This is a genomic window from Burkholderia contaminans (assembly GCF_029633825.1).
Classification (GTDB): domain Bacteria; phylum Pseudomonadota; class Gammaproteobacteria; order Burkholderiales; family Burkholderiaceae; genus Burkholderia; species Burkholderia contaminans.
The window spans coordinates 1,019,242-1,039,762 of record NZ_CP090642.1; the positions used below are offsets into that span (position 1 = coordinate 1,019,242).

Here is a 20,521-nt window from a genome sequence, read left to right on the forward strand (position 1 = left end):
CGCACCTGAAAGTCATGGCGGCGAACTGAATTCTTCTGAAGCAACGCCGGTGTCGGAAGCGCGGCGCAACGCGGAAATCGAACGGGTCTGGCGCCTGCACGCGAGCCGCTTCCGTCCCGGCGTGCGCAAGTGGGTATGTGGATTGCCGGTGCCAGACGACCTCGACGCCGAAATCGAACGGCGGGTCGACGCATTCCTGAACGGCACGCCGGCCGCACCGCAACGCGTGGCATCCGCCGCCTCCGCCAACCGCCGCCGAGGTCGAGCGGCGGCGCACGCGTCACGCTGTCACCCGGGCCGCTTCAGAACGATTCAACCGCTGCGTCCGTGGCTTGCCCTATGCTCGGCCATCATCGGGAGACATCGGATGGAACACGGATCGGGCCGCAAGGCCGTCATCGTCGGCGGGTCGGTCGGCGGGCTGTTCACCGCGACCGCACTGCGCGCAGCCGGCTGGGACGTCGGCGTATTCGAGCAATCACCGCACGACCTGGACAGCCGCGGCGGCGGCATCGTGCTGCAGCCGCCGATCGAGCGGGCGTCCGCATTCGGCAACGTACCGCTGCCGCGCGAGGCCGCCGTCGATTCGATCGACCGGATCTACGTCGATGCGCACGACCGCATCGTGCAACGCTTCGCGATGCCGCAAACGCAGACCGCATGGAACGTGATCTACACGGCGTTGAAGCGCGCGCTGCCGGCCGGCATCGTCCATGCCGGCGACGCGTTCGAGCGATTCGAGCAGGACGGCGAGCGCATCGTCGCGCATTTCGCGAGCGGCCACGCCGAGACGGCCGACCTGCTGATCGGTGCGGACGGCGGCCGCTCGGCGGTACGTGCGCAGTTGATGCCGGACGTGCGGCCGACGTATGCGGGCTATGTCGCCTGGCGCGGGCTCGTCGACGAGCGGGGGCTGCCCGAACAGGTGCTGTATCTGCTGCGCGAGCGCTTCACGTTTCAGCAAGGCGACGCGCACCTGTTCCTCACCTATCTGGTGCCCGGTGCGGACGGCGCGACCGAGGCAGGCAAGCGGCGCGTGAACTGGGTCTGGTACCGGCGTCTCGCGTCCGACCGGCTGCCGTCGCTGTTCCTGGCGCGCGACGGCACGCAGCGCGACGGGTCGCTGCCGCCCGGCGCGATGCGCGACGACAACCGCGCGGAACTCGTCGACGCCGCTGGCCGGATGCTCGCACCGACGCTCGCCGCGCTCGTCGACGCGACACCCGCGCCGTTCGCGCAGGCGATCCAGGATCTCGCGGTCGAACGGATGGCGGTGGGGCGTGCGGTGCTGCTGGGCGACGCCGCGTGCCTCGTTCGCCCGCACACGGCGGCCGGTGTCGCCAAAGCGGCGGACGACGCGGTCGGCCTCGCGCAAGCGCTGCGCGAAGTCGGCCACGGCCGCGGGTTCGACGCCGCGCTGGCGAGTTGGGACGCGCGTCAGCGCGCCGCGAGCGCGGTGATCGCCGCGCGCGGCATCGCGCTGGGCGCCCGCTTGATGGGCGCGGCCTGAACGTGGGCCGGACGCGCGTCGGCGGGCCGGCGCAGCGTCTCGCTCGACGGGTTGAGCGCGCGCAGCACGCTGGCACGCCCGCCATCATCGTCGGGCAGTTGCGGCTGGCCGCGCGCGGCGGCCGGCGCGCCATGGGCCGCGAGCAACGCGGCGAGCGCCAGGCCCGCCGCGCGTGCCGATACCGTGGCCCGCTTCATTGCGCGCTCGCCGTCGAGACCGATGCCGCCGCAGGCGTTCCCACGCTCGCCGTCGCGGTGCGCGGCTCGCCGTGCGCGATCGCATACAGTTCGCGATTGCGCGCGATCGTCTGCGCGCTCGGCGGATAGTCCCAGTTCGGTGTGGGCAGCGTGCCGTCGCGCTCCGCCTGAATCAGGTCGGCGACCACGTCGGCGCGTGTGAGCGCATGGTCGGCGGTTTGCGCCAATGCGGCGACGGGTGCGCTCAGTGCCCAGGAAAGCAGGACTGCACGAATCAGGTTGTTCATGACGTTCACCTCTCGAGATGGCGTGTTCGCGTCCGCAGATCAGGCCGGACATCCGCTCCGCATCGATGTGATGAAGAGTTGAGTCCATTCTGCGATTCGCGCGCTTTCCGGAAGGTGAGGCTTCGATTACGGTCCTGTCATCTGGTCGCGGCCCGGCCACACGGCCGTGTCAGTCAGCGCGTAGCCGTTTCCGGGTTCCGCACGCTGCCCAGAAACCGCGTCAATTCCACCGTCTGCGGACGCTCGAAGATCTCGTCGGCCGTCCCGGTCTCCCACACGCGCCCCTGGTGCATGAACACGATCCTGTCGCTCACCGCACGCGCGAAGTTCATCTCGTGCGTGACCATGATCAGCGTCATGTCCTCGCGCGCGAGCTGCTCGATCACGCCCAGCACCTCGCCGACGAGCTCGGGATCGAGCGCCGACGTGATTTCGTCGCACAGCAGCACGCTCGGCTTCATCGCGAGCGCACGCGCGATCGCGACGCGCTGCTGCTGGCCGCCCGACAGGTGTTCCGGAAACGCGTCGAACTTGTCGCCGAGGCCGACGCGCTCGAGCATCAGCTCCGCGATCGCGCGCGCCTGCTGGCGGTGCGACTTCTTCACCACCGACTGCGCGAGCATCACGTTCTGTCCGGCGCTCAGGTGCGGAAACAGGTTGTATTGCTGGAACACCATGCCGACCTTCAGCCGCAGCGCACGCAAGTCCGCATGCCGTGCATCGACGCGTTCGCCGTCGACCGAGATCGTGCCCGCATCGATGCTCTCGAGCCCGTTGAGCGTGCGCAGCAGCGTGCTCTTGCCCGAGCCGCTGCGGCCGATGATCGACACGACCTGCCCGCGCTCGACGGACAGATCGATGCCCTTGAGCACATGATGGGTGCCGAAGTTCTTTTCGAGACCCCGGGTTTCAACGAGCGGCATGCCATCTCCTTTGCAACGTGCGCGCATAACGGGTAAGCGGATAGCAGAGCGCGAAATAGATCAGCGCGACGAGGCCATACACGACGAACGGCCGGAACGTCGCATTCGAGATCGCGATACCGACCTTCGTCAGCTCGGTGAAGCCGATGATCGACACCAGCGCCGTATCCTTCACGGCCTGCACGCCGAAGCCGACCGTCGGCGCGATCGCGATGCGCGCGGCCTGCGGCAGGATCACGTGGCGCAACTGCTCGACATAACTCATCGCGAGGCTGGCCGACGCCTCCCACTGCCCTTTCGGCACCGCCTCGACGCAGCCGCGCCAGATCTCCGCCAGGTAGGCGCTCGTGAAGAACGTGAGCCCCGCCGTGGCCGCGACCCACGGCGAAACGTCGAGCCCGACGAGCGGCAGGCCGAAGAACACGATGAACAGCTGCATCAGCAACGGCGTGCCCTGGAACACTTCGATATAGAGCTTGGCGATGCCGCGCAGCGCCGTCGAATTCGACACGCGCATCACGAGCAGCCCGAGGCCGACGAGGCCGCCGGAGACGAACGACACGATCGACAGCACGATCGTCCAGCGCGCCGCCAGCAGCAGGTTCGCGAGAATCTGCCCGAACGTGAAATCGGTCATCGCGCACCTCGCACGCGGCGGGAGAACAGGCGGCGCCCCATCGCGCCGAGCGTGGCGCGCATCAGCAGCGCCATCGCCAGGTACGCGAGCGTGATCACGAAGTACGTCTCGAACGCGCGGAAGTTGCGCGACTGGATATAGCTGGCCGCATAGGTCAGATCGGCCACCGAGATCTGCGACACGACCGCCGAACCGAGCATCGTGATCACGATCTGGCTCGACAGCGCGGGAAACACCTTGGCGAGCGCCTGCGGCAGCACGACATGGCGCAGCATCTGCGCGCGCGACATCGCCAGCGCGGACGCCGCCTCCAGATGCCCTTTCGGCACGGCGGCCACGCCCGCGCGCACGATCTCGACCGAGTACGCGCCGAGATTGAGCGTCATCGCGAGGATCGCGGCCGTGTATTCGTCGATGTGCACGCCGAGCGCCGGCAAGCCGAAGAAGATGAAGAACAGCTGGACGACGAACGGCGTATTGCGAATCGCCTCGACGTACGCGCCGATCAGCGGGCGCAACCGCACGGCCGCGCGCGCGTCGGCGCTGTACGCGGCCGCGCCGAGCACGCCGACGGCCACGCCGAGCACGGTCGCGACCGCCGTCAGCGCGAGCGTGATCGCCGCGCCGCTCGCGAACACGCCGGCGTAATCGGCGAGTTCGCCGAATTGAAGCTGGTAGCTCATGGGAAGCGGATAGATTCGGGTTCGGACAACGACACGCGCCGTGCCGGGCATCCCGGCCTCGGCGACGTGTCAGGCTGCACTGCGATACGTCACAGCCCGGCCGGCAGCGGCTGGCCGAGCCACTTGCGCGACAGCTCGCCGAGCGAGCCGTCCTGCTTCGCATGCGCGATCGCATCGTCGATCTTCGCGAGCAGGCGCGGTTCGTTCTTGTTGACGCCGACGAAGCACGGCGAATTCTTGATCACGAACTTGACCTCGGGGCGGCGCGGCGGATTCTTCGCGAGAATCGCCGCCGCGACGATGTTGCCCGCAGCGATCAGTTGGACCTGCCCCGACAGGAATGCCTGGATCGTCGCGTTGTTGTCCTCGAAACGCTTGATCGTCGCGTTCGGCGCGAGCTGCGACAGCGCGATCTCCTCGAGCGCGCCGCGCGTCGCGCCGACCGTCTTGCCGGTGAGGTCGGCGGGCGTGCTCACCTTCACGTCGGACGGCCCGAACACGCCCTGGAAATACGGCGCGTACGCGCTCGAGAAATCGATGACCTTCTCGCGCTCCGGCGTCTTGCCGAGCGAGGAAATCACCATGTCGACCTTGTTGGTCGTCAGGTACGGAATCCGGTTCGCACTGTTCACCGGCACCAGCTTCAGCTTGACGCCGAGCGCCTTGGCAAGGAGTCCTGCCATGTCGATGTCGTAGCCCTGCGGCTGCATGTCCGTGCCGACCGAACCGAACGGCGGATAGTCCTCGGGCACCGCGACGCGCAGCGTGCCGTTTTTCGCGATGGTGTCGAGCGCATCGGCATGGGCCGGCGCAGCGGCAAACAGCGCGATCACGGGGGCGGCAAGCAGCGCGGCCAGCCAGGTGCGTCGGGGGAACGGTCGGGTCGTCGGGCTCACGGTGAATCTTCCTTGTCTGGTGTGTCGTCGGGCAGCGCGCAACCGTTGCGCGGCCGACACCACACCAGCAAAAACCGGGCCATCGCCGTGAAACGCTTGCCGCACCGGCACGAGACGGAAATTTCAGCGACCTTTCGGCGAGCCGGATTCCTCATTTCGGTGCATGCGCCGGCGCCGTCGGTTACGGTTGCCCCCGCAGCGCGCGCCGGCGCACCAAATTACCTAACCGGTTCACCCGGCACCGAAACCCTATGCATGGATTCGAACCGGCCCAGTCCAAATTTGCATTCCGTTTGTGACCGGAATTACGGCTGAATACGTTCGCGACGTACCGTGCCTTTCGTCACGTCCGACGAATCGCCATCAGGACGGGCGCGCGCGATTGCGCGCGCCGGCCCCCCCGGTACCGGTGGTCCCGATCATCCGCGATCGGGATGAATCCAATCCCATCCGTGCGCGAGGAAACCGTCATGGCATCGATTCCCGACCCGTCGACAACCGGCGAAACCGACAAACGCAGCTGGCTCGAATCGCACGAAGCCGGCTATCACAAGACCCTCGGCAATCGACAGGTGCAGATGATCGCGATCGGCGGGGCCATCGGCACCGGGCTGTTTCTCGGCGCCGGCGCCCGGCTGCAGGCCGCCGGCCCGGCGCTCGCGATCGTCTATCTCGTCTGCGGCGCGTTTTCGTTCCTGATCCTGCGCGCGCTCGGCGAGCTCGTGATGCATCGCCCGAGCAGCGGCAGCTTCGTGTCGTACGCACGCGAATTCCTCGGCGAGAAGGCGTCGTTCGTCGCAGGCTGGATGTACTTCCTGAACTGGGCGATGACCGGCATCGTCGACATCACCGCCGTCGCGCTCTACATGCATTACTGGGCGCCGTTCGCGGCCGTGCCGCAGTGGATCTTCGCGCTCGTCGCGCTGTGCATCGTCGCGACGATGAACCTGATCGGCGTGAAATGGTTCGCGGAAATGGAGTTCTGGTTCGCGCTGATCAAGGTCGCCGCGATCGTGCTGTTTCTCGTGATCGGCGCGGCGATCCTCGGCACGGGCATGCCGGTGGCCGGCCATGGCACCGGCCTGCATCTGATCACCGATAACGGCGGGTTCTTTCCGCACGGGCTGATGCCGGCGCTGGTGCTGGTGCAGGGCGTGGTGTTCGCGTTCGCGGGCGTCGAACTGGTCGGCACGGCCGCCGGCGAATGCAAGGATGCACGCAAGGTGCTGCCGCGCGCGATCAACAACGTGATCTGGCGCATCGCGATTTTCTACGTCGCATCGGTCGTTCTGCTGGTCTGCCTGCTGCCGTGGAGTGCGTACAAGGCGGGCCAGAGCCCGTTCGTCACGTTCTTCGGCGCGCTCGGCGTGCCGGGTATCGGCTCGGTGATGAACCTGGTGGTGCTGACGGCCGCGCTGTCGAGCCTCAACTCCGGCCTGTATTCGACGGGGCGGGTTCTGCGTTCGCTGTCGATGGGCGGCTCGGCCCCCGCGTTCCTCGCGCGGATGAGCGGGCAATCCGTTCCGTACGCGGGCATTCTGGTGACGGTCGCGATCTATGTGGTCGGCGTGCTGCTCAACTATCTCGTGCCGTCGAGCGTGTTCGAGATCGTGCTGAACATCGCGTCGCTCGGCATCATCAGCACCTGGGGCTTCATCGTCGTGTGCCAGATGAAGTTCCGCGCCGCGGTCAGGCGCGGCGACGTGGAAGACGTATCGTTCAGGATGCCCGGCGCGCCCGTGACGTCGTGGCTCACGCTGCTGTTCCTGCTCGGCGTGCTGGTGTTGATGGCATTCGACTACCCGAACGGCACGTGGACGATTGCGTCGATCCCGCTGGTCGCGCTGCTGCTCGTGGCCGGCTGGAATTGGCTGAGCCGTCGCGCGCGCCGCGCGTTGCTGAAGCCGACGATCCCGTCGATCGCGCTCACGCAGAACGTGCTCGAGAAGGGCGACAACTGACTTGCTGCGGCATGCGCGCCGTCTGCTGAAAGAACCGCCGTCGGGCCGCGGACGGCGGTCGACAGCCGCATTCAGTGATGCTCGTACAAAGACTGGGTGTCGAGCGACGCGAGCGATGACGTAGCTGTCTTTGCTGCGTCGGCGGGCCGTGCGGCGGCAGATTGCGCTTGCTGCGCGGCGACCTTCGCCTCGGCGGCCTGGATGTCTTCGGGATAGTTCGGATCGTTACTGATCGGCCGATAACCGGCCCTCTCGACCCGGACGAGATCGGCGCGCACGTCGGCGCGCGTGACCGCATGGTCGGTGGTTTGTGCAAATGCGACGATCGGTGCGCTCAGTGCGCAGGAAAGCAGGACTGCACGAATCAGGTTGTTCATGACGTTCACCTCTCAAGTTGGCGTATTCGCGTCCGCGGATCAGGCCGGACATCCGCTCCCCATCGATGCGATGAAGAGTTGAGTCCATTCTGCGATTCGCGCGCTTTCCTGAAGGTGAGGCTTCGATTACGGTTTTGTCATCTGAGCGCCGCCGCGCGTCGTGGGCGGGCCGCCCCGGTTCGCCGGACACAGCGCGGGCCCGCGACGCGACGCGCATGCCAGTCGATCGTCGCGTTCATGCGGGCGCGTCGAGCGGCCGCACTTCCGGAATCATCGCGGCCTGGCCGTGCACGATTCCGTCCGCGTCCATGAGCTGCCACACGGTCGCGCGTTCGATCCAGAACCGCTTGCCGGACTTCGTCACCCGCACGCCGCGGTATTCGGACACGAAGCCATCGCGCATCACCTTGTCGAGAAACACCTGGCGCTCGTGTCGCTCCATCGGCTCCGCCGACAGACGGGACGGCAACGCCGTCAGTTCATCCCAGTCGTATTCGAAAATCGCCTGCGCGCGCCTGTTGCCGTACACGAACACCGGATCGGCCGACGTGTCGTGCGCAAGCACGCCGAACGGCGCCGCCTCGTACAGCCACGCAGCGCCGTCGGATGCGCTCATGCCGTCGGGCACGAGCGGATGGTTCACGAGCCGGCGATACGAGTCGGCAAGAAGGCGGAAGAAGTTTGCATCGGTGCGCAACGACATCGGTCTGGCTCCTGAAATCGGCGAGATACGCGAATGAGCGAAGGTTTGCCGCCGGACATTATATGGACGAAGCGGCGCGCCGCAGTCGGCGGCGAGGGTTCGGGCCGCCCGCATCGCGCTGCGCGGTCCGCCGCACGGCCGATGCCATCGCGCCGGCCCAGATAACGGTTTCGTAATCCTCGAGTCAGGGTCGGGTCAACGCCGCGCCGGCAGACTGCGTGCTCGTCGCATCGAATGCGCGTCTATTCCCCGCTTCGAGGAGCACCATCATGTGGATCGTCCGGCTGGCGTTACGCAGGCCCTACACGTTCGTCGTACTCGCGCTGCTGATCTTCATCGCGGGGCCGCTCGCGCTGCTGCGCACCCCCACCGACATTTTCCCGAACATCGACATTCCGGTCGTCAGCATCGTCTGGTCATACAACGGCTTCTCCGCCGAAGACATGGCCAAGCGGATCACGTCGAACTACGAACGCGCGCTCACATCGGACGTCGACGACATCGAGCATATCGAATCGCAATCGCTGAACGGCGTGTCGGTCGTGAAAATCTTCTTCCACCCGGGCGCCGACATCAATCGCGCGATCGCGGAAGCCGCGAGCAACGCCGCGTCGATCCTGCGCATCCTGCCGCCCGGCACGCTGCCGCCGAACATCATCACGTACAACGCATCGACCGTGCCGATCCTGCAGCTCGGGCTGTCGAGCAACACGCTCGCCGAGCAGCAGCTGTACGACCTCGGCAACAGTTTCATCCGCACGCAGCTCGCGACCGTCCAGGGCGCGGCCGTGCCGCTGCCGTTCGGCGGCAAGATCCGCCAGATCGTCGTCGATCTCGACACGCGCGCGCTGCAGGCCAAAGGACTCGCGCCGATCGACGTCGTCAACGCGATCAACGCGCAGAACCTGATCCTGCCGGGCGGCACCGCGAAGATCGGCACGCACGAATACAACGTGCAGATGAACGGCAGCACGCAGACGGTCGCCGCGCTGAACGACCTGCCGGTGAAGACGATCGGCGGCAATGTCGTGTACGTACGCGACGTCGCGCACGTTCGTGACGGCTACGCGCCGCAGACCAACATCGTGCGGGCGGACGGCAAGCGCGCGGCGCTGCTGACGGTCGAGAAGACCGGCAGCACATCGACGCTGACGATCATCGACCAGGTGAAGGCGATGCTGCCGAAGATCGCGGCTGGGCTGCCGAAGGCGCTGCACATTGCGCCGCTCGACGATCAGTCGGTGTTCGTGAAGGCGGCCGTCCAGGGTGTCGTGCGCGAGGCGCTGATCGCCGCGTGCCTGACCGCGCTGATGATCCTGCTGTTTCTCGGCAGCTGGCGCGCGACGCTGATCATCGCGATCACGATCCCGCTCGCGGTGCTCACGTCGCTGCTCGCGCTCGCCGTGCTCGGCCAGACCATCAACATCATGACGCTCGGCGGGCTCGCGCTCGCGGTCGGGATCCTCGTCGACGACGCGACGGTCGCGATCGAGAACATCACGCATCATCTCGAGCTCGGCGCGCCGCTCGAGGAGGCCATCCTGACCGGCGCGGGCGAAATCGCGGTGCCGACCTTCGTGTCGACGCTGTCGATCTGCATCGTGTTCGTGCCGATGTTCCTGCTGACCGGCGTCGCGCGCTATCTGTTCGTGCCGCTGGCCGAGGCGGTGATCTTCGCGATGATCGCGTCGTACTTCTTCTCGCGCACGCTGGTGCCGACGCTCGCGATGGCGCTGATGCGCGCCAAGGGCAGCGGCCGGCCGCCGCGCGGCGTATTCGCGCCCCTCGTGCATGTGGCGCGTTTCCAGGCAGCGTTCGAGCATCGCTTCGAGGCCGTGCGGCTGCGCTATCGCGCGCTGCTGTCGGCGGCGATCGCGCGGCGCCGCCGCTTCGCGGCCGCGTTCCTGCTCGCCTGCGTCGCATCGACCGGCCTCTACGCATTCGCCGGGCAGGATTTCTTCCCGTCGGTCGACACCGGCGAGATCCGCCTGCACCTGCGCGCCCCGACCGGCACGCGGATCGAGGAAACCGCGCGGCTCACCGACGAAGTCGAAGCGAAGATCCGCAACGTGATTCCGGCCAACGAACTGGCCGGCGTGCTCGACAACATCGGCGTACCGGTGAGCGGGATCAACCTCACGTACGACTCGTCGGATCCGATCGGCACCGAGGACGCCGACGTGCTCGTCACGCTGAAGCCGAATCACGCGTCGACCGCTACATACGTGGCGAAGCTGCGCAACGTGCTCGCGCAGGCGTTCCCCGGCGTGACGTTCGCGTTCCTGCCGGCCGACATCGTCAGCCAGATCCTCAACTTCGGGCTGCCCGCGCCGATCGACATCCAGATCGTCGGCAACAAGCTCGACCAGAACCGCGCGGTCGCGAATGCGCTGCTCGCGAAGCTGCGCGGCGTGCGCGGGCTCGTCGACGCGCGCATCCAGCAGCCGGGCGACGAACCGGCGATCAACGTGAACGTCGATCGCACGAAGGCGATCCAGGCCGGCCTCGAGCAGCGCGACGTCGCGCAGAACCTGCTGATCGCACTGTCCGGCAGCTCGCAGACGACGCCGAACTTCTGGCTCGATCCGCGCAACGGCGTCAGTTACCCGGTGCTCGTGCAAACGCCGCAATACACGGTGAATTCGCTGCAGTCGCTCGCGAACGTGCCGCTGCCCGCCGGTACCGCGCGCTCGCCGCAGACGCCGGCCGGCGGCCCGGCCGCGGGTGCGCCCGCGCAGAACCTGCTCGGCTCGCTCGGCACGTTCTCGCGCGCGACGCAGCAGGCCGTGGTGTCGCACTACAACGTGCAGCCGGTGCTCGACATCTTCGCGTCGGTGCAGGGGCGCGACCTCGGCGGCGTCACGGCCGACGTGACGAAGCTCGTCGACGAAGCACGCGCGCAACTGCCGCCCGGCTCGTCGATCGTGCTGCGCGGCCAGGTGCAGGCGATGCATGAGTCGTTCACCGGGCTGCTCGGCGGCCTGGTGCTCGCGATCGCGCTCGTCTACCTGCTGATGGTCGTGAACTTCCAGTCGTGGCTCGATCCGCTCGTGATCGTCGGCGGGCTGCCGGCGTCGCTCGCCGGCATCGCGTGGATGCTGTTCGTCACGCGCACCACGCTGTCGGTGCCCGCGTTGACCGGCACGATCCTGTGCATCGGCATCGCAACCGCGAACAGCATCCTCGTCGTGAACGCGGCGCGCGAGCTGCTCGCGGCCGGCGAGTCGCCGTGGCAGGCGGCACTCGACGCCGGTTTCAGCCGCTTCCGCCCGGTGCTGATGACCGCGCTCGCGATGCTGATCGGCATGCTGCCGATGGCGCTCGGCCTCGGCGACGGCGGCGAGCAGAACGCGCCGCTCGGCCGCGCGGTGATCGGCGGGCTTGCGTTCGGCACGATATCGACGCTGCTGTTCGTGCCGGTGCTGTTCGGCTTCGTCCATGCGTGGCTCGCGCAGCGTCGCGACGCCGCGGCCGCCCGGCGCGCGCGGCCCACCTCCGATACGCCGGCGCTGGGCTGATCGCGCCGCCGCCCTTCCATCCGATTCGTCCAACCTCGAGCCCACATCATGAACGACTCGATCGAACCCCTCGCCCCGCCGGCCGCCGACGCGGCCCACCCTGCCGGAAGCGCGATCGAACGCGCGGCCGTACCGCCCGGCTCCCGCGGTGCGACGCCCGGCGCGCCGCAGTGCCCACGCGCCCGCCGACTGACCTTGCCGCTTGCCGCCGTCGCGCTCGCCGCTGCGCTGCTGGCGATCGGTATCGTGCCGCGCGTCGATGCGCGCGCCGCGCAGCGTGCGCAGGTGGCCGCACAACAAGCGCTGCCTGTATCGGTGATCGCGCCCGGTACGGCACCCGCCGACCAGACGCTGACGCTGCCCGGCTCGGTGATGCCGTTCGCGGACGCGTCAATCTATGCGCGCACGAGCGGCTATATCGCGCACTGGAGCGCCGATCTCGGCACGCACGTGAAGGCCGGCCAGACACTCGCGCAGATCACTGCGCCCGATCTCGACGCGCAGTTGCGCCAGGCGCGCGCCGACGAAGCAAGCGCGCAGGCGAACTACGACTACGCGAAATCGACCGCGCAACGCTGGCAGGACATGCTGAAAACGCAGTCGGTGTCGCAGCAGGACACCGACACGAAGGTGGCCGACATGAACGCGAAGCGTGCGATGCTCGCATCCGCGCAGGCGAACGTCGCGCATCTTGCCGAACTCGTGTCGTACGAGTCCGTCGCCGCACCGTTCGACGGCGTGATCACCGCACGCAACGTCGACGTCGGCACGTTGGTCACCGCGGGCGGCACGCCGGGCAGCCCGGGCCTGTCCGGCGAACTGTTCCATCTCGAACAGACGGACACGCTGCGTGTGTTCGTCGACGTGCCGCAGGACAGCGCGACCGACGTGTCGGCCGGCACGTCCGTTTACCTGACGACGCCGCAGTACCCAGGGCGGCGCTTTGCCGCGCGTGTCGCGCGCAGCGCGGGCGCGATCGATCCCGTCACGCGCACGCTGCGCGTCGAGATCGACGTCGACAACCGCGACGGCGCGCTGATGCCCGGCGCGTATGCGCAGGCGCATCTCGTCGTGCCGAGCGCGGCACCGGCGCTCGACCTGCCGGTCAGCGCACTGCTGTTCCGCCCGGGCGGCGTGACGGTCGCCACCGTCGGCGCGAACGGGCGTACGGCGCTGAAGACCGTGCAGATCGGCCGTGATTTCGGCACACGCGTCGAGATCGTCTCAGGGCTCGCGGCAGGCGATCGCGTGATCGATAACCCGGGCGATGCGATCACGGCCGGGGAAGCGGTAAAGATCGTGTCGACCTCGCGCGATGCGGCGCCGGTGGCTGCTTCGTCTGCTTCGTCTGCTTCGTCTGCCTCGTCCACTTCGTCCGCTCAGACCGCACAGGCCACACAGGCCACGCAACCGGCGTCTGCGACCGGTGCGCGCGACGTGCCGCCGCTGCGCGCAGCCGGCGTCGCACCCGCTGCGTCAACACCCGCTCCGGCGCCCGCCCGCGGCTGACCCATCGACGACCACCCACGAGATGCCTGCCATGCGCCTTCCTCATCCGCTCCCGTTCGCTCGCCGCGTCGTCGCGCTCGGCGCCGCCGCCGCACTGACCGCCTGCTCGACGCTGCCGCCCTATTCGCCGCCCGCCGTCGCGGTGCCCGCGCACTACGCTGGCGCGCCAGCCGCACCGGCCACGCAAGCCGGCTGGCGCGCCGCAATGCCCGCGGACGCCACCGCGCGCGGCGCGTGGTGGACCGTGTTCGGCGACGCCGATCTGAACGCGCTCGAAGCGCGCGTCGACGTGTCGAACCAGACGGTGAAGAAAGCCGTCGCCGACCTGCAGCAGGCGCGCGCGATGGTCGACTATCAGCACGCCGGGTTCCTGCCGACGATCACGGCAGGCGTCGCGCAAAGCCGCGCGCGCGTGTCGCAAAACCGGCTTGGCTCGTCGCTCGCCGGCAAGACGACGCCCGATTACCAGGCTGGTGTGGCCGCGAGCTGGGAACCCGATGTATTCGGCCGCGTGCGCGACGCGGTGACGGGCGCGCAGGCGAACGCCGCCGCGAGCGCGGCCGACCTGCAGGCCGTGAAGCTGTCGGTCACGGCCGAACTCGCGACTGACTATTTCGCGCTGCGCTCGCTCGACACGCAAAAGCAACTCCTCGACGACACCGTGCACGCGTACGCCGACGCGCTGACGCTGCTCAAGCAGCAACTCGCGGCCGGTGCGATCGACGCGTCGGCGGTTGCACAAGCCGAGACGCAACTCGAATCGACCCGCACGCAGGACACCGACATCGACGCGTCACGTGCGCAGTTGCAGCACGCGATCGCGACGCTCGTCGGCGAAAGCGCGTCGACGTTCGCGCTGCCGCCGCGCGTGCAGGCGTTCCATGTGCCGGCCATTCCGGCCGGCGTGCCGTCGCAACTGCTGGAGCGGCGGCCCGACATCGCGGCGGCCGAACGCCGTGTCGCGGCCGCGAACGCGCAGATCGGCGAGGCGCGTGCGGCGTTCTTTCCCGATCTGGTGCTGTCGGCGAGCGCAGGGCTCGAGAGTTCGTTCTTCGCGCCGTGGCTCGCCGCGCCGAGCCTGTTCTGGTCGCTCGGCCCGCAACTCGCCGGCACGCTGTTCGACGGCGGCCGCCGCAGCGCGTCGCTGCGCGGCGCGCATGCGCAATACGACGGCGCGGTCGCCGATTACCGGCAAACCGTGCTGGTGGCGTTCCAGCAGGTCGAGGATCAATTGTCCGCGCTCGATGCGCTCGCGTCCGAAGCAGGCAGCCAGCAGCGCGCGACCGACGCGGCCGACCTGTCGCTGCGGCTGACGACGAACCGCTTCAACGCGGGCGCCGTCAGCTATCTGGACGTGGTGACCGCGCAGACGATCGCATTGACGAACCGGCGCACTGCCGATCAGATCGACGCGCGCCGGATCGAGGCTGAAGTCGGGTTGCTGAAGGCGATGGGCGGTGGCTGGCAGGCGGGCGCGGGCGCGGAATCGAACACGGGCAAGAAGGAACCCGTAGCGGCCGCGCGGTCCAATCCCACCGTCACGCTGCCGGCGGCCGGTTGAACGTGAGAGGCGCGCAGCCGTAGCACCATTCCAACTCGTCGATCGGCGGACGAAAGGCTGCACGTCGGTAATACGGCTCGTTGACGTCACCTCACAACGGCATACCTATGCTCCCGTTTTCCTTTATTCGAGAATGGTCTGAAGACGCGCGAGCGCATCTTCGATCACTTCGGACGGAGCGCGCTCGACCTTACGTGCGCCACGCGCCTGAAGATCGAGCGTGCGAACCATGTTCACAAGAGCCACGCCCTGCGTTTCAGTGCCCGAACCCGAGAGGGGCACAGCGAATCCCGCGTATCGCGCGAATTCGCCGCCCTGCGTAATCGGCGCGACGAGCGCCACGCCAAGCGCATTGAACGCAGCAGGCGACAAAACGAGCGCGGGGCGAAAATCCCCTTGTTGCTCCTTGCCCACGGTCGGGTTCAGGCTAACGCGCACAATATCGCCCCTCTCGAACTTGACGCGCCTCACCATGCTTCATGCCCCACCGGCTTGGATTCGCCCCACGCGGCAAGGTCGGCGGGTTCCGGGGCCTTCGGATCGCACTGCGCAATCAGTTCATCCAGTGAATACTTGCGCCGGGCTGGCGAAAGCAACACACCATCGGGGCGCACATCGGCGTTCAGCGAGCTACCTACCGACGCGTCGATTTGCTCAAGCAACACGGCCGGAAGCCGGACTGCGGCGCTGTTGCCCCACTTCTGAATTTTGAGTTCCATATCATCACTCCAAATGTAGATCCATTGTAGATACCCGCAGATCAAAAGGCAAGCACCCTGTATCTACATTGAAGATACCGACAGGAGCGAAGGCACGGTGCTGCCAACCGTACAGTTATCAGCCCCGAGCACTCGTAAGTTGAGGCCCAAATCGCCAAGCGGCACCCTCACTCCCCAAGGTCGATCGCGGCAATCGCTTCGCGCATGTCTCGCTGCGAGACATCGACGTAGGGCGCAACATGATCGAGATGTGCATGCCACTCCACTGAGCACCGGCAGGCCGTTGGCGCTATGCTCTTGTGACGAGTAGCTTTCCCCATTACCTCGCGCATGAACCCAATCTGACATTGCAAGCGCTTGAACGCGCACCAGCAGAATCTTCGCGCATACATCCTCCATTTTTTGCATGAGCGCAACGCATGCAGACACGAAAAGAACGTCTCTCCCAGCCTTTGCTGACGGCACTACCACGAGTGCTCCCATTTGCAGTATCTGTGGTGACTGTTAACAGAAACTTCGAACGACAACAGCGATGGACCACGCTGTTGCTCGCTCCCGTTCAACTTGGCGTGACCGTCTGATGTGCGGCTTGGCAGGGCTGATTCGCCATGACGGCCAAGCGCCGGCGCAGGTCGAGCGGGTGCTCGCCATGCGCGAGCGACAACGGCATCGTGGGCCAGATGACCGCGGCTTGTGGCATGACCAACACGCCGTGCTGGCTCACGACCGTTTGGCTTTACTCGACGCCGAGCATGGCGCGCAGCCGATGTGCAGCGCCGACCATCGTTACGTGCTGGTCTACAACGGCGAGATCTACAACTACGCTGAGCTTCGCCACGAACTGAGCGCGCGCTGGTTGTTCCGCACGAACACCGATACCGAGGTGGTGCTCGCCGCGTATGCGGTATGGGGCGAAGCGTGTCTTCGGCGCTTCAACGGCATGTTCGCGTTCCTGGTGTGGGACACCCATCGTCAACGAGCCTTTGCCGCGCGCGACCGGCTGGGCGTCAAGCCGTTCGTTTACCTGCAACAGGGGGCGGAATTCCTGTTTGCCTCCGAGGCCAAAGGACTGCTGCCTGCGATGCAAGCGCCGCGTGCGAATATCGACGCCGTGCTGGAATACCTGGTGGCGCCGTTCTTCAGCGGCGTGGCGCAACCGATGTTCGACGGCATGGCCTACCTGCCGCCCGGGCATCTGCTGCGCCTGGATCGCGATGGCTTGCAGCTGTCGCGCTGGGCGCCGGAGATTGCCGAAAACCCGGCCGCCAGGGCGGACGATATCGCCCACGCGCTGCGCGAGCGGCTGTCCGCAGCTGTCCAGCGTAGCTTGATCGCCGATACACCGGTCGGCCTGTTTTTCAGCGGTGGCCTCGACTCCACGCTGATAGGCGGCCTGGCGCGAGCGGCAGGTGCGACACCGCCCTGCTTCACCATTCGCTTCGAAGATCACCATCGCTACGACTACACGCGTTCACTGATCGTGGCTTCCGATGATCAACCTTTCGCCGAACAGGCCGCCAATGAATTGGGCCTGCCACGCGAAGACGTCGTACCCACGCGCTCCGCACTCGCCCAGGATATGCTGCAATTGGCCACGCAAAACGATGCACTGCCTGCGTGGGAACAGGAGCTGGCGCAACACTATTTGGCGCGCGCCGCCAGCACGCGCCTCAAGGCGGTATTGGTGGGCGATGCCGCCGATGAAACGCACTATGGTTATCACTTTCTGCTCGACCCGCACGCCACCCGCGATCCGACCCATATCCTGCAACGCTTGACCGCCGATCCCTATCTACGGCAGGGCTTGCTGGAGCAACCGTTGCAACACTACGGCGAGGTCTATCGCCAACTCGCGATCGCAGCCGGACACGATTGGCATACGCCCGCCTCACGTTTGCGCGCCACGCAATGGCTGGTGCGCCATCGTTGGTTGCAGCGGCTGTTGCATAACGGCGATATCCATGGCATGGCACATGGACTGGAAGCGCGCGTCCCCTTCAGCGATACCGAAGTTCTGGACCTGGCTGCCACCATTCCGGCCGAGCTGGCGCTACGTGATGGCGTGGAGAAAGCCATGTTGCGTGAAGCGTCGCGCGGTGCATTGCCGGAAGCCGTGCGCCTGCGCAGGAAGTCGGCCTTACCCAAGGATCAAGGCAACGGCGAGTCATTGCGCCAGCACACCCGCGAAATACTGGCTACGGACGCCGACCGCATCGCCGGCTTGCTCGACGTACCCCGACTGCAGCGCCGCTGCGCCGATCCATCCCCGCTGAATGAGCAAGAGCGCGCCGTCATGTTTCGGGCGTGCTCGTTGGCGCACTGGTCGCGGGTTCACGGCGTGAGCATGCCATGAGGCGAGCCTTGTTTTGCGTGATGCCCGAGAAGGAGCATCTCGATCTTTGTATCGAACCTGACCAGCGCTTGCGAACCGGTAGGCTTCGAAGCGGCGTTCAACGCGCCCGCCATCCCAGCCTGGCCGGGTTGCTGTAAGCGTTGGGCGGCTGGCAGGCGAGCGCGAGCGCAGACGCGGAATGAAACACCGGCACGCAGGCACACGCAGCGGCCGCGCGGCCCGAACCCGCCGTCACGCTGCCGGCGGCCGGTTGAACGTGAGCACGAACCGCGTGCCGCGCGCATCGCTTTCGACCTGCGCGGTGCCGCCGTGCAGCTCCATCACCGATCGCACGATCGCGAGGCCGAGCCCGGCCGTGCCGCCCGGCGCACCGCCGCTGCGCGCCGGGTCGCCGCGCACGAACCGGTCGAAGATCCGCGGCAACAGCGCGGGATCGATCGGCTCGCCGGGATTGGCGACGACGACGCGCACCGCATCCGGTGTTTCGTCGACGGCGAGCGTGATGACACCGCCGGCCGGTGTATACCGCAGCGCGTTCGCGAGCAGGTTGCCGATCGCGCGGCGAAACAGCTCGACGTCGGCGGTCAGCCGCCCTTGCCCGTCGACGCGCAGCATCGAGCCCGCTTCGTCGGCGAGCCCCTCGAAATACTCGGCGATGCGTTCGAGTTCGTCGCGCACGTCGAACGCGCGCTGCCGCGTGACGAAGCTCGGATGCTCGGCGCGCGCGAGGAACAGCACGTTCTCGATCATCCGCGCGAGCCGGTCGTATTCCTCGAGATTCGATTCGAGCAGCGTCTGGTACTCGTCGACCGAACGCGGCCGGGCGAGCGCGACTTCGGTTGCGCCGCGCATGTTGTTCAGCGGCGTACGCAGATCGTGCGCGAGATCCGCGCTGAATTGCGACAGATGCGAGAACGCCTGCTGCAGGCGGCCGAGCATCGCATTCTGCGCGTCGACGAGCGCCCGCAGCTCGCGCGGCGCGCGCGACGCGTCGAGGCGCGTGTCGAGCTTGTCGACCGTGATCCGGCCGGTGTTGTCGACGATCTCGCGCAGCGGCTCGAGTGCCGTGCGGATCAGCCCATAGCCGAGCAGCAGCGCGAACAACGCGCCGAGGCCGCCGGCAAGCTTAAGCCGGTCGCGATAACTGTCGAGCAGCGCGGCCCGGTCGCGCATGTTGCGTGCGATCGCGATGTGAATCGGCGTGCGGTCGCCAAGCAAGGCCTCGATCACGACGCCGCGCATCGGCGTGCCGCCCGCCGCGGTCCATGTGACGAGTTGATCCGCCGTGATCCGGTCGTTCGCGGGTATCGGCGTCGCATTCGGCGCAAACAGCTGCGCGTCGGCCAGCGGCACCGACGCGGCCGGCCGCGCGTCGTCGAGCGCGGCGAGCGTGACGTTGTGGCGCACCAGCATGTCGCCCTGCCCGTCGGTGACGCCCATCGACAGCGCCTCGTTGCCGAGCACCTGGCTCGTGAGCCGCTCCGTATGCGCGCGCACCGCGTCGAGTGATTCGAGCTCGCCCGCGAGCCGGCGCGTATGGCGCGCGGCGAGCACGATGTCGAGGTCGTCCTGCGTATTGACCTGTCGCTCGAGGCTCGCGTACACGTACACGCCGACGAGCGCGAACGCGGCCAGCGTGGTCCCGGCGATGGCGAGCGCAAGCGTCGCGGCAAGCGAGCGCGGCCGCGTCATGCGTCGTCCTTGGGTTCGAGCACGTAGCCGACGCCGCGCACCGTGTGGATCAGCTTCACCGGGAACGCGTCGTCGATCTTCGCGCGCAGGCGCCGGATCGCGACTTCGACGACGTTGGTATCGCTGTCGAAATTCATGTCCCACACGTAGGACGCGATCTGCGTGCGGCTCAGCACCTCGCCCTGCCGGCGTGCGAGCAGCTGCAGCAGCGAGAATTCCCGCGGCGTCAGGTCGATCCGCGTGGCGCCGCGCTTCACACGGCGGCGCACGACGTCGATTTCGAGGTCGCCCACCGCGAGATGCTCGGTTTCGCGCGGCGGCCCGCGCCGCGCGAGCGTGCGGATGCGGGCGAGCAGCTCGACGAACGCGAACGGCTTCACCAGGTAATCGTCGGCGCCGAGCTCGAGGCCGTGCACGCGGTCCCGCACGTCGTCGCGCGCGGTCAGGAACAGCACCGGCGTCGTATGCGTGTCGCGCAGCCGCTTCAGCACGCCCCAGCCGTCGAGCACCGGCAGCATCACGTCGAGCACGATCACGTCGTAGCGCTCTTCCTGCGCGAGCGTCAGCCCTTCGCCGCCGTCCTTCGCGAGATCGACGCTGAACCCCGATTCTTCGAGGCCCTTCTTCAGGTACGCGCCCGTCTTCGGCTCGTCTTCAACTATCAGGATGCGCATGGCGGTTCCGTCGCGGTCGTGGTGACATGCGGCGATGTTACCGGGAAACGCCGACGGCGCACTGCACGGTGCAAGCGGGAACGCGGTGGATTACAAAACGGTAATCGGGCCGTTAGCGTGGCGTGCGGTTGCGAACCCAGAACCCCATTGGTGACGCCGATCGGTAGAGGCGGGCAGCCCGGCGGATGCTGATGCGGTGCGGACGCCGGGAACGGAGGACGACCGGGACGACGATGTCCGCACATCGGGCGTGTCGTGAACGCGTACGCAAACGAAGGCGAAGGCGTCTTCCCGAGCCGCTGCTGCCGTTGTTTGGAACCA

At 67.4% G+C, this 20,521-nt stretch carries 18 protein-coding genes; 6 read left to right on the forward strand and 12 right to left on the reverse strand.

What is annotated here, in order from left to right; genetic code table 11:
* The first annotated feature begins 367 nt into the window (after positions 1 to 367).
* Positions 368 to 1,510, forward strand: coding sequence for an FAD binding domain-containing protein (locus LXE91_RS36690; RefSeq protein WP_039362753.1), 1,143 nt, complete (start codon positions 368 to 370; stop codon positions 1,508 to 1,510).
* On the opposite strand, the gene LXE91_RS36695 is transcribed toward LXE91_RS36690, so the two are convergent.
* From LXE91_RS36695 to LXE91_RS36720, 6 genes are all read right to left on the reverse strand, one after another.
* Positions 1,438 to 1,707: a hypothetical protein gene (locus LXE91_RS36695; protein ID WP_039362649.1), complete on the reverse strand. Its 270-nt coding sequence runs from the start codon at positions 1,705 to 1,707 to the stop codon at positions 1,438 to 1,440. The two genes, LXE91_RS36690 and LXE91_RS36695, sit on opposite strands and share 73 nt — an antisense overlap.
* Complete coding sequence (locus LXE91_RS36700; protein ID WP_039362647.1) at positions 1,704 to 1,994, reverse strand: DUF4148 domain-containing protein; 291 nt, start codon at positions 1,992 to 1,994, stop codon at positions 1,704 to 1,706. Before LXE91_RS36700 ends, LXE91_RS36695 begins: the two co-directional genes overlap by 4 nt.
* 173 nt (positions 1,995 to 2,167) lie before the next feature.
* The gene (locus LXE91_RS36705) at positions 2,168 to 2,917 is read right to left on the reverse strand and encodes an amino acid ABC transporter ATP-binding protein (RefSeq protein WP_039362646.1); all 750 of its coding nucleotides are present in this window, start codon (positions 2,915 to 2,917) and stop codon (positions 2,168 to 2,170) included.
* A complete protein-coding gene (locus LXE91_RS36710; protein ID WP_039362645.1) occupies positions 2,904 to 3,554 on the reverse strand; it encodes an amino acid ABC transporter permease in 651 nt (216 codons plus the stop codon). The genes LXE91_RS36705 and LXE91_RS36710 overlap by 14 nt, the downstream gene beginning before the upstream one ends.
* Positions 3,551 to 4,237, reverse strand: a complete 687-nt coding sequence (locus tag LXE91_RS36715; RefSeq protein ID WP_039362643.1) for an amino acid ABC transporter permease — start codon at positions 4,235 to 4,237, stop codon at positions 3,551 to 3,553. The genes LXE91_RS36710 and LXE91_RS36715 overlap by 4 nt, the downstream gene beginning before the upstream one ends.
* 89 nt (positions 4,238 to 4,326) lie before the next feature.
* Complete coding sequence (locus tag LXE91_RS36720; protein ID WP_039362642.1) at positions 4,327 to 5,133, reverse strand: transporter substrate-binding domain-containing protein; 807 nt, start codon at positions 5,131 to 5,133, stop codon at positions 4,327 to 4,329.
* A 470-nt stretch (positions 5,134 to 5,603) separates the two neighbouring features.
* Here LXE91_RS36720 and ansP point away from each other — a divergent pair, with 470 nt between their 5' ends.
* Entirely contained in the window at positions 5,604 to 7,094 is a 1,491-nt protein-coding gene (gene ansP / locus LXE91_RS36725; protein WP_039362640.1) for an L-asparagine permease, read from the forward strand.
* A 71-nt stretch (positions 7,095 to 7,165) separates the two neighbouring features.
* Here ansP and LXE91_RS36730 read toward each other — a convergent pair whose 3' ends face one another.
* Both LXE91_RS36730 and LXE91_RS36735 read right to left on the reverse strand, forming a co-directional pair.
* Complete coding sequence (locus LXE91_RS36730; protein WP_039362638.1) at positions 7,166 to 7,471, reverse strand: DUF4148 domain-containing protein; 306 nt, start codon at positions 7,469 to 7,471, stop codon at positions 7,166 to 7,168.
* Positions 7,472 to 7,706: 235 nt separating this feature from the next.
* Positions 7,707 to 8,174, reverse strand: a complete 468-nt coding sequence (locus LXE91_RS36735; protein ID WP_039362637.1) for an MEKHLA domain-containing protein — start codon at positions 8,172 to 8,174, stop codon at positions 7,707 to 7,709.
* 269 nt (positions 8,175 to 8,443) lie between these two features.
* On the opposite strand from LXE91_RS36735, the gene LXE91_RS36740 reads away from it, so the two are divergent.
* The 3 genes from LXE91_RS36740 to LXE91_RS36750 are packed head-to-tail and all read left to right on the forward strand — an operon-like array spanning position 8,444 to position 14,762.
* A complete protein-coding gene (locus LXE91_RS36740; protein ID WP_039362636.1) occupies positions 8,444 to 11,692 on the forward strand; it encodes an efflux RND transporter permease subunit in 3,249 nt (1,082 codons plus the stop codon).
* A 48-nt stretch (positions 11,693 to 11,740) separates the two neighbouring features.
* Entirely contained in the window at positions 11,741 to 13,201 is a 1,461-nt protein-coding gene (locus LXE91_RS36745; RefSeq protein ID WP_039362635.1) for an efflux RND transporter periplasmic adaptor subunit, read from the forward strand.
* A 31-nt stretch (positions 13,202 to 13,232) separates the two neighbouring features.
* Positions 13,233 to 14,762 (forward strand): efflux transporter outer membrane subunit, encoded by a 1,530-nt coding sequence (locus LXE91_RS36750; protein ID WP_039362750.1) that lies wholly within the window; start codon positions 13,233 to 13,235, stop codon positions 14,760 to 14,762.
* Between the two features lie 123 nt (positions 14,763 to 14,885).
* Here LXE91_RS36750 and LXE91_RS36755 read toward each other — a convergent pair whose 3' ends face one another.
* Both LXE91_RS36755 and LXE91_RS36760 read right to left on the reverse strand, forming a co-directional pair.
* Positions 14,886 to 15,236, reverse strand: coding sequence for a type II toxin-antitoxin system ChpB family toxin (locus LXE91_RS36755; RefSeq protein ID WP_039362634.1), 351 nt, complete (start codon positions 15,234 to 15,236; stop codon positions 14,886 to 14,888).
* Positions 15,230 to 15,481 (reverse strand): AbrB/MazE/SpoVT family DNA-binding domain-containing protein, encoded by a 252-nt coding sequence (locus LXE91_RS36760; protein ID WP_039362633.1) that lies wholly within the window; start codon positions 15,479 to 15,481, stop codon positions 15,230 to 15,232. The genes LXE91_RS36755 and LXE91_RS36760 overlap by 7 nt, the downstream gene beginning before the upstream one ends.
* 532 nt (positions 15,482 to 16,013) lie before the next feature.
* On the opposite strand from LXE91_RS36760, the gene asnB reads away from it, so the two are divergent.
* On the forward strand, positions 16,014 to 17,834 hold the full coding sequence (asnB, locus tag LXE91_RS36765) for an asparagine synthase (glutamine-hydrolyzing) (RefSeq protein ID WP_046197074.1): 1,821 nt from the start codon (positions 16,014 to 16,016) through the stop codon (positions 17,832 to 17,834).
* A gap of 231 nt (positions 17,835 to 18,065) precedes the next feature.
* Here the strand turns inward: asnB and LXE91_RS36770 are convergent, their stop codons facing one another.
* Both LXE91_RS36770 and LXE91_RS36775 read right to left on the reverse strand, forming a co-directional pair.
* Positions 18,066 to 19,526: a heavy metal sensor histidine kinase gene (locus LXE91_RS36770; RefSeq protein ID WP_039362631.1), complete on the reverse strand. Its 1,461-nt coding sequence runs from the start codon at positions 19,524 to 19,526 to the stop codon at positions 18,066 to 18,068.
* Positions 19,523 to 20,200 carry a heavy metal response regulator transcription factor gene (locus LXE91_RS36775; RefSeq protein ID WP_039362629.1) on the reverse strand — a complete coding sequence of 226 codons (678 nt, stop codon included), beginning with the start codon at positions 20,198 to 20,200 and terminating at the stop codon, positions 19,523 to 19,525. Before LXE91_RS36775 ends, LXE91_RS36770 begins: the two co-directional genes overlap by 4 nt.
* Positions 20,201 to 20,521: the final 321 nt, after the last annotated feature.

What these genes read in the sequence shown, in the direction of transcription:
- LXE91_RS36690 (WP_039362753.1), top strand. Translation starts at nt 368, where the DNA reads ATGGAACACGGATCGGGCCGCAAGGCCGTCATCGTCGGCGGGTCGGTC.
- LXE91_RS36695 (WP_039362649.1), bottom strand. Translation starts at nt 1,707, where the DNA reads ATGAAGCGGGCCACGGTATCGGCACGCGCGGCGGGCCTGGCGCTCGCC.
- LXE91_RS36700 (WP_039362647.1), bottom strand. Translation starts at nt 1,994, where the DNA reads ATGAACAACCTGATTCGTGCAGTCCTGCTTTCCTGGGCACTGAGCGCA.
- LXE91_RS36705 (WP_039362646.1), bottom strand. Translation starts at nt 2,917, where the DNA reads ATGCCGCTCGTTGAAACCCGGGGTCTCGAAAAGAACTTCGGCACCCAT.
- LXE91_RS36710 (WP_039362645.1), bottom strand. Translation starts at nt 3,554, where the DNA reads ATGACCGATTTCACGTTCGGGCAGATTCTCGCGAACCTGCTGCTGGCG.
- LXE91_RS36715 (WP_039362643.1), bottom strand. Translation starts at nt 4,237, where the DNA reads ATGAGCTACCAGCTTCAATTCGGCGAACTCGCCGATTACGCCGGCGTG.
- ansP (WP_039362640.1), top strand. Translation starts at nt 5,604, where the DNA reads ATGGCATCGATTCCCGACCCGTCGACAACCGGCGAAACCGACAAACGC.
- LXE91_RS36730 (WP_039362638.1), bottom strand. Translation starts at nt 7,471, where the DNA reads ATGAACAACCTGATTCGTGCAGTCCTGCTTTCCTGCGCACTGAGCGCA.
- LXE91_RS36735 (WP_039362637.1), bottom strand. Translation starts at nt 8,174, where the DNA reads ATGTCGTTGCGCACCGATGCAAACTTCTTCCGCCTTCTTGCCGACTCG.
- LXE91_RS36740 (WP_039362636.1), top strand. Translation starts at nt 8,444, where the DNA reads ATGTGGATCGTCCGGCTGGCGTTACGCAGGCCCTACACGTTCGTCGTA.
- LXE91_RS36745 (WP_039362635.1), top strand. Translation starts at nt 11,741, where the DNA reads ATGAACGACTCGATCGAACCCCTCGCCCCGCCGGCCGCCGACGCGGCC.
- LXE91_RS36750 (WP_039362750.1), top strand. Translation starts at nt 13,233, where the DNA reads ATGCGCCTTCCTCATCCGCTCCCGTTCGCTCGCCGCGTCGTCGCGCTC.
- LXE91_RS36755 (WP_039362634.1), bottom strand. Translation starts at nt 15,236, where the DNA reads ATGGTGAGGCGCGTCAAGTTCGAGAGGGGCGATATTGTGCGCGTTAGC.
- LXE91_RS36760 (WP_039362633.1), bottom strand. Translation starts at nt 15,481, where the DNA reads ATGGAACTCAAAATTCAGAAGTGGGGCAACAGCGCCGCAGTCCGGCTT.
- asnB (WP_046197074.1), top strand. Translation starts at nt 16,014, where the DNA reads ATGGACCACGCTGTTGCTCGCTCCCGTTCAACTTGGCGTGACCGTCTG.
- LXE91_RS36770 (WP_039362631.1), bottom strand. Translation starts at nt 19,526, where the DNA reads ATGACGCGGCCGCGCTCGCTTGCCGCGACGCTTGCGCTCGCCATCGCC.
- LXE91_RS36775 (WP_039362629.1), bottom strand. Translation starts at nt 20,200, where the DNA reads ATGCGCATCCTGATAGTTGAAGACGAGCCGAAGACGGGCGCGTACCTG.